This is a genomic window from Novosphingobium sp. PP1Y, from assembly GCF_000253255.1.
Lineage (GTDB): Bacteria > Pseudomonadota > Alphaproteobacteria > Sphingomonadales > Sphingomonadaceae > Novosphingobium.
Genome location: NC_015580.1, coordinates 1,565,006 through 1,575,845 on the forward strand (window position 1 = coordinate 1,565,006; position 10,840 = coordinate 1,575,845).

The window sequence follows — 10,840 nt, forward strand, 5'->3', positions numbered from 1 at the left end:
GGGGCATCGAACCCACGCCCCGCCGCGGTTGAAGTGTCAGGCGGGGGAGAGCCTTTTGAGAGCATCGTCGATCCCGATGGTGAGCGATGCGCGGATGAGCTGCTTCAGTTGCGCAGGTTCGATAGTCTCGGCTCCGCATTCGAGAAGAACCTTGCCCAGTTCGCTGGCTGCTTCATCACGGAGCCTGGCCTCCTGTGCATCGAGTTCTTCGCGCTGCTCGCGCAGCTTCTTGAGCGCATTGCGCGCGCTCGGTTTGGACCTGGCCATGAGATTGTCCTTTCGCTGGCCGTTGGTCCCCTCCACGCGGGACAGTGCCAGCATGGGGCCATGTAGGAAAACGGTTTTTGCCGCGATGCCAGTGCTTTTCTCGCTGACGTTGGAGAGGTCTCTCTCGCAGAAAGTCCAAGTGTGATGCGGGCTTTGGGGCCGCGTCAAGGACGACGGGGCCCCACCATTTTTACCGGGCAAGCCCGGCAAAAATCGTTTCCCCCATCGCCGCTTCGCGGCCGCGCTATGCGCGGTCCCTGACCCGGCCCGTCACCCACATCCTCGCAGCTCCTGATGCGACGCATCGAACATCAGGAGGAAAGATCATGTACGCTTCACTGAACATCGCGCAGGGTTCATTCCAGGCAGATCAGGCAGCTTTCGTTGCCGCACTCGACAAGGCTCATGCCCGGTCCCTTCACAGCTACTTCACCCAATATGTCCTGACCGATGGTGAGGCTGGTTACATCGCGGTCGATGAGGGCGATTACGGCGCACTGCCCAAGGCCATGCTGGACCGGGTCATCGACACTGTGCCCGGAAAGCTGAGCGATGAATTCTGATGCCACAAACAAGGAGGAAGTCCGTCAGGGCTTCCTCCTTTCTTTTTGCTCGGGTCCCGTATTGTCGCTCTCGTATGTATCGCGCGAGCATTCCCTGCAGCATCAGTCCTCGGCGTCCGACGCATCGAATATCTCGAGCCGATCGGGCATGTCGAGTACCTTCATTGCCGCTGCTGAAATGGCCTCGGCCTTCGTCGGAAAGGCTTCTGCCGAACTGATCGACACGCCGCTCGAATAGGTAACGGTTGCCTGGAAACCATTGCCTTTGGGTGTCGCGCTCAGTGTTACGTCCGCCATATCCATGCTCCCGGTGGGATGCCCGCGACACCATTCTTCCTGCCGGCGGACTCGATCGATCTTTAACACAATCGGCAATCGAGCGGCATCGTCTTCATCCCTTGGTCTTGGGATTTCAAAACCGTCGATCCCGTGCAGGTCATGACACTGGGATCTACCTTCTAAGCTGGGGACGGAAGAGCACACCCTACGCGACAAATCGCAGGCGGCAGGTAGAAAAAAATATAGTAAAGACAGTGTGTTGATGGATTTTGGCAAAAATGGCTGCTTCTCATGCAGAAATGAATAGTCGCCAATTCACCAATCGGATTCGATTGACGACAGCCAAGAATGGCGCATTCCTGCGCATTACGAGTGTTCTTGACATGTTCTCGTTTCCGATTTAGACAGTACACGCCTTTCGCAGTGCGTTCCGGGCTCCTGACCACAAGGAGTCCGTGCATGACACGGCCAAAATCTCTCCAAGTACATGTCACCGTCGAGCTCGCTGAGCGGGTTCGTGCTGCAGCCAAGCGGCACGATATCAGCGTCAGCGAATGGATCCGGTCGCTGCTTTCGCAGGCATGCGAAAATGACGATCTTGCATCGAAGCTCGAAACATCGGTCGACCGCATCAGCCGTCAATCAGTGTTCACGATGGTCGGCGTTGATGCCCTTCTCGCAGGGCATGCCGATCACGGTCTGCGTGAGCGAGCCCATCAGGCCTACGCGCGCAAATGCAAGGAACTGGGGTTCACAGCAAACGCCAGCGAGGGAGGTTCCGATGAAGCGTAACCTCGTCAACTTCACGCGCGGAAGTCAGCTGCTCGGACACTTCAGCTTCATGTTTGCAGCAGGCCTCAAGGGGCCGCTGATCATCGCCGCCATCGGCATTTCCTGGACTAGCTGGTGGACCATTTCGGCAGGGCTGAGCGATCACGAAGCCTACCTCGTCTGGATGCGAATTTATGCTGCCATCTACGGCTTCATGGAGTTCGATCCGGCCAAACAGGTCGCACTCGAAACGGGATTCGGAGGAACCGTCCAGATCCCCATCATCATGCTCGATGCCTATCCTCCGGTGATCCGTGCGTGGGATCATCTGCTCGACTTGCTGGGCGATGCTCTGGTGCGTTCGGCCTTGCTTCTCGTGCCGGCCTTCGTGTTGTTCTACTGGTTCGCAGCGCGCTTCGGCAGTCGCTCGAAAGAGCGCAAGCATGAGCGCGGGGCCATGCTCGTTACGCTACAGGAACTGGTCGATGAACTGCGCGGGCACAACCAGCGCGAGCGCGCCCGAGAGCTTTCGAGCGCCATGGGTTGGAAATGGCATCTGTGTTTGCCCAAGGAACTGTCGGCGGCATTTCCATACCGGCCCTCGCATCTTGCGACAGTTGTCTATCCCTGGCGGCTCGAACAGAGCCACGCCATGCTCATCGGGACCACCGGCATGGGCAAGACAGTCGCCATGTCGGACATGATTGCCGAAGCCCGCGCCAAGGGACAGTGCTGCGTCGTCTTCGACCTCACCGGCGCTTTCATCGAACACTTCTACCAGGCCGACCGGGACATTATTCTGAACCCGCTCGACGCGCGCTGTCCCCAATGGAGTCTCTTCGACGAATGCCGCACCGAGGGTGAATTCTGGGCGGCAGCGGAAGCCCTCGTACCCCATGATGGGGGCGGGGAGGCGCAGTTCTGGGTCATCGCGGCGCGTGCGCTGTTCGTCGAATTCTGCCTCAAACTGGTGGCCGAAGGACGGGGCACCAATGCCGCGCTTGCCCGCGAACTGATGACTGCCGATCTCTCGCGGGTCCACGCAATGATGCGAGGCACGATCGCCGATCCCCTGACCGCTCCCGAAGCCGCGCGTATGGCGGAATCGATCCGGGCAGTGTTCAACGTGAACGCCAAGGCGCTGAAGCTCCTGCCCACTTCCGGGCGCCGCTTTTCGGTCCGAGACTGGATCGAGGAGGGCGCCCATGAAGACGAAGGCACTAACGCCAAGAAAAGTGGCTCGATGGTCTTCATCTCCGCGCGCTACGTCGACATGAGTGTGTGCGCGCAGCTGCTCACGCTGTGGCTCGATACGGCGATGAATACGCTGATGACAATGCCCCGCACCAAGGACCTCAAATGCTGGTTCTTCATCGACGAGCTGGGCGCGCTCCACCGGCTCCCCGCTCTCGAAAAAGGCCTGCAGACGGCGCGCAATTTCGGCGGTGCAATCGTCACCGGCATCCATGCCTATGCCAAGCTCAAGGAGGTCTACGGTGAGAACATGGCGATGACGCTTGCCTCGCTTGCCCGGACGAAATTGATCCTCGGTACGGCAGACCGCGAGACAGCCACCTGGTGTTCCGACTTCATCGGGCATCGCCAGGTTCGCGACATGGAAGAAGGCTACACCTATGGTTACAACAATGCCCGCGACGCCGTCAGCCTGACGCCGCGCAAGCATATCGAGCCTTTGCTGCTGCCCGACCAATTGATGAACCTCCCGCGCCTGTCGGGCTTCATCAAATTCCCGGACGGCTTTCCTGCGGCGCCGGTCCGTCTGAAGCCGATAGACCGGGAAAGAATCGCACATGTTTTCGTCGGTCGGGCCAAGGATCGAGAGCCAATCCGGCAGGTCGAGGGCAAGAGTGAAGGCGACGAGACGGCTGCCAATCCGCCCGCAAGTCAGAGCGAACATCCCTCGTCGAACGATGACGGGGCGGGCAAGCCTGTCGTCCCGAAGCAAGGTACCCTTCCCCTTGAGCCGGCTGACGAGGTCGATGCCAAGCAATCACGCCAGCAGGCCGCGAAACGGGTGGAGAAGGACATTCCCGACGACACCAGGAAGGTGTCAGGTAAGTCCGGTCATCCGCGAAAATCGTCGCCCGAAGAGCGCAAGGCAATGCCGCGTAACTCCCGTCCGCTGCTGCCGAAGAATGCGGCGCTCCGCAAAGGCGATCATCCCGATGAGAAGGATCCATCGAATAGCGTGAAGGAGGGACGCCGAAGCGACTTGCCGCGGGCCAATCCGCCCTCGGATAAGCCGCAAGCCGTCGACCGGACAGCCCAGCGCCAGCGAGAGGCAGAAGCCCGCAAGCTCATGCTCGAAGACGGCGTTCCCGAGCAGGATCAGCCATCGCACGAGGGTCCCGATCTCGGCGATTTTGAACTGTGATGCACGAGGCAGACGCCGTCTGGCGGAGTGAGACCTGATGCTCTCTGTAGCCAATGTCCGCACCGCTGGCGGCGCTGCCAACTACTTTGCCGCCGACAATTACTATACCCGCGCTGATGCCGAGAGATCTGGTCAATGGCTTGGCAAGGGTGCGGAGAATCTTGGACTGCGAGGCGGAATCGAAGCCTCGCAATTCGAGGCCGTACTCAAGGGCCAGCTGCCCGATGGCAGCCGTGTCGGGAGCGATAACCGGGCGCATCGCGCCGGCACCGATCTCACATTTTCGATGCCCAAGAGCTGGTCCATCCTTGCCCTCGTCGGCGGCGACAGACGTATCCTCGATGCCTACGGCGCGGCCGTCCGCGAGACGCTGGCCTGGGCCGAGAAGAATCTAGCCGAAACCCGCATGGAGGACCGAGGCAAGGAACGGGTGGTCGCGACGCGCAATCTCGTGATCGGGCTTTTCCAGCACGATACGAACCGCAATCAGGAGCCTAACGCGCACTTGCACGCGGTGGTTGCCAATGTCACCCAGGGACCCGATGGCAAATGGCGAGCGCTGAGGAATGACAAGATCTGGGAGCACAACACGCTGCTCAATGCCATGACCATGGCGCGCTTCCGCTTGGCCGTAGAGAAGCTCGGCTACCAGGTTGGCGAATACGGCAAGCATGGCAATTTCGAAGCGGTGGGCGTCCCAAAACCCGTGCGTGACGCCTTCAGTTCGCGCCGCACCGAGATTCTCGAGGCATACTCGACCATGGAGGCAAAAGGTCCGGCCGCATTGGATGCAGCCACATTGATGACCCGGGCGGACAAGGGGCCGGTGGCAGACCGCCAGGCTCTCGTGAACCAATGGCGCGAGGCAGCAGCACAGTTGGGCTTTGATCCGAGGCTTGTCATTTCACAGGCCAATGCACGGGCCGCCACCGACATTGGCTCCGTCTCCGGAATTGGAAATTCAGTACGATCGATCGGCCAGCGCGCGCGCCTTTTGGCTGCGACCTTTGCGGAGCGTCTGGGGCTACGTCAGGGCGACCCGCTTGTACCTCGCGACATGGGGCGCCGGACGCCCGAGCAGATCGCGGCCGTTCATGCGGTCGCATCGGCGATCAGGCACTTGGGCGAGCGCGAGGCGGCCTTCTCGCGGACCGAGATATATCGCTCAGCGCTAGGCTTTGCCTTGCCCACAACGCTCTCCGACATCGAACACCGCGTCGACCAATTGCTGCGCCAGGGTCACCTGCAAAAAGGCAAGGGTGCAGATCGCAATCTTGTCACCACCCGCGATGCAATCGGGCTCGAGCAGCGCATCATTGCGGCCGTCGAAGGTGGCCGGGGGCATGGGAATGCGGTGGTCGAAGCTGATGTGGCCGGAGGGCGGCTACAGGCGCTCTCTCAGCTCAAATATGGCCTGACCTTGAACCCTGGGCAGGAGGGGGCAGGGCGCCTGCTTCTCGCCTCGCACAACCGGATTGTCGCCATTCAGGGTGTGGCGGGCGCTGGCAAGAGTACCGTTCTCAAGCCCGTTGCCGATATCTTGCGCGAGGAAGGCAGGTCCGTGCTCGGGCTCGCAGTCCAGAACACGCTCGTGCAGATGCTTGAACGTGACACCGGCATTCCGTCGATGACGGTCGCGCGCTTCTTGCGCCAACATCGGGACCTTCTGGAAGGAGCAGACCAGGCGAGGCTTGCCGAGGCTCGCGCGTCTATGCGCGGCACCACGGTGCTGCTCGACGAAGCCTCGATGGTCGGCAATGCCGACAAGGAAAGGCTCGTGCGTCTCGCCAATCTGCTCCAGCTCGACCGCTTCGCCAGCATTGGGGACAGGAAGCAATTGGGCGCTGTCGATGCCGGCAAACCCTTCGACGTCATGCAGAAGGCAGGCGTCGAAGCGGCCACCATGAACACCAATCTCCGGGCCCGCGATCAGGCGCTGCGCGATGCTCAATATGCAGCGCAGGGTGGACATATCGATGAGGCCTTGCGCCATCTCGGTCCGCATGTTGTCGCGTCGAGTAATTCAGCTGCCGTCGATGCCGCGGCGGCCTGGCTTTCGCTTTCGCCTGCAGAGCGTCAGGTGACCGCGATCTATGCTTCGGGTCGCAACTTGCGCGGACAGGTGAATGAAGCCGTTCAGACCGGGCTCAAGGCCAATGGCGAATTGGGGCCGGGTTCCTTGGATCTCAAAGTGCTTTCGCGCGTCAACCTGACGCGTGAGGAAATGCGCTATTCGCGCAGCTATGCGGCCGGCATGGTGCTCGAAGTCGACCGCCGGCAAAGGGGGCAGGGGCTGCAGAAGGGCCGCTATGAAGTGATCGAAACCGATCCCACCCGCGAACGCGTGATGCTGCAGAACGAGCGGGGCAAGCGCTTTGAATTCCGGCCGGGCCAGATGCGACCGCAAGGTGACCAGGATCCGCTGCGTCTGTTTGAGGTTCGCCCACTAGAAATTCACGATGGTGACCGCATCCGCTGGACCGCGACCGATCATAAGCGCGGCCTGCTCAACGCCGATCAGGCGCGCATCGTGGCGGTTGATGGGAAGGGTGTTGCGGTGAAAACGTCGCTTGGCGCCGAACACCGGCTGGGGCTGGGCGATCCCATGCTCGAGCGTCTTGATCTCGCCTACGCGCTCAATGCGCACATGGCGCAGGGTCTGACCTCCGACCGCGGGATCGCCGTCATGGATAGCCGCGAACGCAATCTTGCCAATCAGCAGACATTTCTGGTGACGATAACCCGCCTGCGCGATGGTCTGACCCTGTTTGTCGACAATGCGGGCAAGCTCGAAGCAGCTGTTGAGCGCAATCCGGGAATGAAGCGCTCGGCGCTCGAAACGGTCAATCAGCTGCGCGATGCGGCAGCAACGGGCCAGGCGAAGGGCAAGGCGTCTGATCGTTCGCAAGAACCGGCTCGCGAGCCGCCCGAACTCGATCGCTCAATCACCAAGCCTTTCGAAATCGGGATCTGACACAGCGTATATCCGCATGGGTCCATATGGCACCGGTTGACTGTTAGTTCTGTTTTTGTTCTCATGGCGACCATGTCCCGAATCGCCGATGAGATCCTGTTTACGCACATCGAGGTCGCGCTTGCGGTTGCGTCCGAAGCAACGCTTGTCGGGCTCGGTGCTGACGACCCGCGAACCCAACGCAATGCTCGTGTCGATCTTGCGCGCCACCTGGTCGAACGCATGCAGGGTTTGGAGTTCGAAGGAGAGGGGAATGCCGGCAGGAGCTCTCAGCCCACTCTCTTTCCGGGCGATCTCTCGCCGATGGCCGACCAGCATTGAGATGTGGCTGAGGTAATACTGGCTTATTGCAGGCGCGTCGCGCGATCCTTCCCCATCAGCTCTGCAACGCGTTTGGCGATGGCTTTCCAAGTGGCGATACCCGCCTCGTCCTGTGCCAGCGCGAGCGCGCCGATCTGTTCGGCGACATGAAGCGGTGCATCATCGCCATGGGTCTTCAGGACCTGGTTGGCACAGGCCCAGAGTTCCCAATCGCTCAGCATCAGCCGAGACGTCCAACAAGGCCGAGGAAGAACGCGATCAAACCGTAGCCCACGACACTGCCCGCCAAGAGAAGTTCAATATTGAATTTGGAGCGAGGAGGGCGGGGTTGTCCTGCTGGCCAGATCTGATCGCAGATGAGCTCGTTGAACCCGGCGCGGCGTCCGCAGACTGCCACTTCGCGTCCGAGCAACCGACGGGCTCCACGCCCGGTGTCGAGCTCCCACACCCCGCCGTCCGAATGCAGTTCAAGTCCGAAGGGGCCTTCGGAAAGACGGCCTGTCAGACAGAGTTCCGGGCCTAGCGGCATGCAGGCCCTTTCCAGTAGCGATCCCAACGCAGCACTGTGCGTGTCTGGATCATCGAGCAGGAGAGATCGGCTCCGTTCGGCAGTCGGCACCAGGCAGCCGTCCGGTTGCCGCCTGCCGAACCTTCCGACCGGCATGTCAATCTCGGTCCACGAACCACGACGTGCCCTGTCGAGATGGTCCCTCGAGGGCCGCCAAGAAGATCGACGAGCGCGTCGCGCGCTTCGATAGCCGACGCGTCGGGGCAGGGCTGGTTGGTCCTGCATGTTCCGTCCATTTCGCGCGCGGCGATCCCGGCGATGCGGACATGGGGGCCTTCGGCGCACCATATGGGCCCGTCGCCATCCCAGACATGCGTGGGTGTGCAGGTAAAGGTCTGGCCGGCAGCGACGATCGAGGCAGCGAGGAGGGCAATCATTGGCGAGCTACCTAGCGAAGCGCGCGGCCGAACCAAAGCACGCGGCCGACAATATTGATCGTCCGCTTCTCCAGTCCGCGCCAACTGGGATAGGCCGGATTGTCGCTGAGCACCGAGACCCGCTTGCCTTGCGGCTCGATTGCGACCCGCTTGACGCTGAGCATGTCGTCCATGCGCAGCACATAGATCCCGTCGCGCAGCCGCGACTGTCCATCGTTGAGATCGACCATGACTTCATCGCCGTCATGCAGCGTTGGCTCCATCGAATCCCCGTGCACGGCGATGATCGAAAGGCTTGTCGCCTTGCTTGCGGTCAGACGGCGCAGCCACTTTTCGTCGAACCCGAACTGGGCGCATTTGGATTCCATCTCTGCCAAAGCGCCGTGCCCTGCCGAGGCTTCGACATCGAGAACCGGAACATGGACCAATTCGACGACCGGGCCAGATCGCCGCTCGGGAGCGCCGAGAATCTTCTCGTCTACTCCGAAGAAGCGGGCGAGCACGGAGCGGTCCTGCTCGTCCAACTGCCGGGGACTGCCGCGACGGATGTATTGCTGGATGTAGGCCGCGTTGCGTCCAAGAAGGCGGGAGATCGAGGAGTAATTACACCCTCGTTGCTGGATCAGATCGTCCAGGGCTTTGCGTGCATCTTCCATCGCTGCGGGTCCTATCGCATTCGCCTAGGAAATTCGATCCTAGACTCTAGGAAGCCTTCCTAATAAGAACATAACAAGAACACAAGCGGAAAGCGAGTCGAATGTGATGGAGCTCCTGGACCAGATCGAAGCGTATTTGGCGCGTACCGGAATGCGCGCGAGCACATTTGGGAGGGCTGCGGTAGCTGATCCTAGGTTCGTCCAGGACCTTCGCGAAGGACGCCGACCGAGGCAGCAAACGAGGCGTCGCATCAATGATTTCATTTCGGATGATCGTTAAGGCCAGATCTAATGCAAAGTTCTTTATTTGTGGACGCAAATTGGAAAATATATAATTTTAATTCAACCCTATAGGTAACAACAATACTATAATATATATCCACAATATATAGATATTCTTTGAAATTTGTGTATTAAATATTTTGTGAATCATGAACATATTAATAATTTTCGGCAGATAGAATTTGATTCTCTCTTATATATTATGAAATTAATCAGATATCTGTAGTTGTGTCGAGAACTGGGCACCTCCAAAAACCCCTCGCAAATCGAGGCCTGATCTGATTCACTTGCCGCTGGAAGGAAGCGGGGATGCGGCAGGCGGGGTTGTTCGGGCTATCGGATCATTTGAAGCGGTTGTCGGCGCATGGCGATCCGCTGGAGGTACTGGGCCGGGTGGTGGATTTCGAGGCGTTCCGACCAACGCTCGATGCGGCGCTGGGCTATTCGGACGGGGCGAAGGGCGGACGTCCGCCCTATGACCCGGTGACGATGCTCAAGGTGCTGGTCTTGGCAGCGCAGAACAATGTGAGCGATGCGCGAATGGAGTATCTGATCCGCGATCGGCTGAGCTGGCTGCGTTTCCTGGGCTTCGACCTTGGCGCACCGACGCCCGATGCCAACACCATCCGGCTGTTCCGGGAGCGGCTGACCCAGGCGGGCGCTCTGGATATGCTGTTCGCTGATTTCGACCGGCAGCTCAAGGAACGGGGCTATCTGCCGATGGGCGGGCAGATCGTCGATGCGACATTGGTGGCCGCGCCCAAGCAGCGCAACACCGATGCCGAGAAGGCTGCGATCAAGGATGGCAAGGCGGCCAGCGAGATTTGGCCCGAGGAACCGGCCAAGGCGGCGCAAAAGGACACCGATGCCCGCTGGACGCTGAAGTTCGCCAAGGCGAGACCCACAGCTGATGGCAGGCCGCAGCCGGACATTGCGATCCCCAGCTTCGGCTACAAGAGCAGCGTGTCGATCTGCCGCGCCTTCGGCTTCATACGCAAGGGCAAGACCACCGATGGCGCCCGCTACGACGGGCGGATGCTGCGGGACGTGGTGACGAAGGACAACACCGCCTCCGATGTCTGGGCCGATACCGCCTATCGCAGCCAGGCCAATGAGAAATGGCTGAAAGCGCAAGGCCGGGTCAGCCGCATCCATCGCCGCAAGCCCAAAGGAAGACCGATGCCCGAGCATATCCGGCGCGGCAACGCCACCAAATCGAAGGTCCGCGCCCGCGTCGAGCATGTGTTCGCGCACCAGAAGGCGGTCATGGGCCTGTTCATCCGCACCATCGGCATCAAGCGCGCCGAGGCCAGGATCACGCTGGCCAACCTCGCCTACAATATGCACCGCCTGATCTTCCACGAACGACGGGCCGCGATGGGATGAG

General features: G+C 60.5%; 12 protein-coding genes. 5 read left to right on the forward strand and 7 right to left on the reverse strand.

The window, feature by feature from the left end; translation table 11 throughout:
* Positions 1-36 precede the first annotated feature (36 nt).
* Positions 37-267, reverse strand: a complete 231-nt coding sequence (locus PP1Y_RS13515) for a DUF6437 family protein (protein WP_041559310.1) — start codon at positions 265-267, stop codon at positions 37-39.
* 326 nt (positions 268-593) lie between these two features.
* Between PP1Y_RS13515 and PP1Y_RS13520 the strand changes: the two genes are divergently transcribed.
* On the forward strand, positions 594-830 hold the full coding sequence (locus PP1Y_RS13520; protein WP_013832744.1) for a hypothetical protein: 237 nt from the start codon (positions 594-596) through the stop codon (positions 828-830).
* Between the two features lie 102 nt (positions 831-932).
* Here the strand turns inward: PP1Y_RS13520 and PP1Y_RS13525 are convergent, their stop codons facing one another.
* Positions 933-1,127: a hypothetical protein gene (locus tag PP1Y_RS13525; RefSeq protein WP_013832745.1), complete on the reverse strand. Its 195-nt coding sequence runs from the start codon at positions 1,125-1,127 to the stop codon at positions 933-935.
* A 441-nt stretch (positions 1,128-1,568) separates the two neighbouring features.
* Between PP1Y_RS13525 and PP1Y_RS13530 the strand changes: the two genes are divergently transcribed.
* From PP1Y_RS13530 to mobF, 3 genes are read left to right on the forward strand one after another with little or no spacing between them, the layout of a single operon-like run.
* The gene (locus PP1Y_RS13530; RefSeq protein WP_013832746.1) at positions 1,569-1,901 is read left to right on the forward strand and encodes a ribbon-helix-helix protein, CopG family; all 333 of its coding nucleotides are present in this window, start codon (positions 1,569-1,571) and stop codon (positions 1,899-1,901) included.
* Positions 1,891-4,275: a type IV secretion system DNA-binding domain-containing protein gene (locus PP1Y_RS13535; RefSeq protein WP_013832747.1), complete on the forward strand. Its 2,385-nt coding sequence runs from the start codon at positions 1,891-1,893 to the stop codon at positions 4,273-4,275. The genes PP1Y_RS13530 and PP1Y_RS13535 overlap by 11 nt, the downstream gene beginning before the upstream one ends.
* A gap of 37 nt (positions 4,276-4,312) precedes the next feature.
* Positions 4,313-7,249, forward strand: a complete 2,937-nt coding sequence (gene mobF / locus PP1Y_RS13540; protein ID WP_013832748.1) for a MobF family relaxase — start codon at positions 4,313-4,315, stop codon at positions 7,247-7,249.
* Here mobF and PP1Y_RS26005 read toward each other — a convergent pair.
* Genes PP1Y_RS26005 through PP1Y_RS13565 form a run of 5 tightly spaced genes read right to left on the reverse strand, consistent with a single transcriptional unit; the run spans position 7,217 to position 9,171 of the window.
* Positions 7,217-7,567: a hypothetical protein gene (locus PP1Y_RS26005; RefSeq protein WP_158511852.1), complete on the reverse strand. Its 351-nt coding sequence runs from the start codon at positions 7,565-7,567 to the stop codon at positions 7,217-7,219. The two genes, mobF and PP1Y_RS26005, sit on opposite strands and share 33 nt — an antisense overlap.
* 26 nt (positions 7,568-7,593) lie before the next feature.
* Positions 7,594-7,791, reverse strand: a complete 198-nt coding sequence (locus PP1Y_RS13550) for a hypothetical protein (RefSeq protein ID WP_013832750.1) — start codon at positions 7,789-7,791, stop codon at positions 7,594-7,596.
* Positions 7,791-8,099 carry a DUF5818 domain-containing protein gene (locus PP1Y_RS26360; protein WP_041558851.1) on the reverse strand — a complete coding sequence of 103 codons (309 nt, stop codon included), beginning with the start codon at positions 8,097-8,099 and terminating at the stop codon, positions 7,791-7,793. Before PP1Y_RS26360 ends, PP1Y_RS13550 begins: the two co-directional genes overlap by 1 nt.
* Complete coding sequence (locus PP1Y_RS13560; protein WP_013832751.1) at positions 8,090-8,515, reverse strand: thermonuclease family protein; 426 nt, start codon at positions 8,513-8,515, stop codon at positions 8,090-8,092. The genes PP1Y_RS26360 and PP1Y_RS13560 overlap by 10 nt, the downstream gene beginning before the upstream one ends.
* 11 nt (positions 8,516-8,526) lie before the next feature.
* The gene (locus PP1Y_RS13565) at positions 8,527-9,171 is read right to left on the reverse strand and encodes a S24 family peptidase (RefSeq protein ID WP_007011047.1); all 645 of its coding nucleotides are present in this window, start codon (positions 9,169-9,171) and stop codon (positions 8,527-8,529) included.
* Between the two features lie 591 nt (positions 9,172-9,762).
* Here PP1Y_RS13565 and PP1Y_RS13570 point away from each other — a divergent pair.
* Positions 9,763-10,839 carry an IS5 family transposase gene (locus PP1Y_RS13570; RefSeq protein WP_041558852.1) on the forward strand — a complete coding sequence of 359 codons (1,077 nt, stop codon included), beginning with the start codon at positions 9,763-9,765 and terminating at the stop codon, positions 10,837-10,839.
* Position 10,840 lies beyond the last annotated feature (1 nt).

Excerpts from the sequence above, each read along its gene's own strand:
- PP1Y_RS13515 (WP_041559310.1), bottom strand. The coding sequence starts at position 267 with ATGGCCAGGTCCAAACCGAGCGCGCGCAATGCGCTCAAGAAGCTGCGC.
- PP1Y_RS13520 (WP_013832744.1), top strand. The coding sequence starts at position 594 with ATGTACGCTTCACTGAACATCGCGCAGGGTTCATTCCAGGCAGATCAG.
- PP1Y_RS13525 (WP_013832745.1), bottom strand. The coding sequence starts at position 1,127 with ATGGCGGACGTAACACTGAGCGCGACACCCAAAGGCAATGGTTTCCAG.
- PP1Y_RS13530 (WP_013832746.1), top strand. The coding sequence starts at position 1,569 with ATGACACGGCCAAAATCTCTCCAAGTACATGTCACCGTCGAGCTCGCT.
- PP1Y_RS13535 (WP_013832747.1), top strand. The coding sequence starts at position 1,891 with ATGAAGCGTAACCTCGTCAACTTCACGCGCGGAAGTCAGCTGCTCGGA.
- mobF (WP_013832748.1), top strand. The coding sequence starts at position 4,313 with ATGCTCTCTGTAGCCAATGTCCGCACCGCTGGCGGCGCTGCCAACTAC.
- PP1Y_RS26005 (WP_158511852.1), bottom strand. The coding sequence starts at position 7,567 with ATGCTGGTCGGCCATCGGCGAGAGATCGCCCGGAAAGAGAGTGGGCTG.
- PP1Y_RS13550 (WP_013832750.1), bottom strand. The coding sequence starts at position 7,791 with ATGCTGAGCGATTGGGAACTCTGGGCCTGTGCCAACCAGGTCCTGAAG.
- PP1Y_RS26360 (WP_041558851.1), bottom strand. The coding sequence starts at position 8,099 with ATGCCGCTAGGCCCGGAACTCTGTCTGACAGGCCGTCTTTCCGAAGGC.
- PP1Y_RS13560 (WP_013832751.1), bottom strand. The coding sequence starts at position 8,515 with ATGATTGCCCTCCTCGCTGCCTCGATCGTCGCTGCCGGCCAGACCTTT.
- PP1Y_RS13565 (WP_007011047.1), bottom strand. The coding sequence starts at position 9,171 with ATGGAAGATGCACGCAAAGCCCTGGACGATCTGATCCAGCAACGAGGG.
- PP1Y_RS13570 (WP_041558852.1), top strand. The coding sequence starts at position 9,763 with ATGCGGCAGGCGGGGTTGTTCGGGCTATCGGATCATTTGAAGCGGTTG.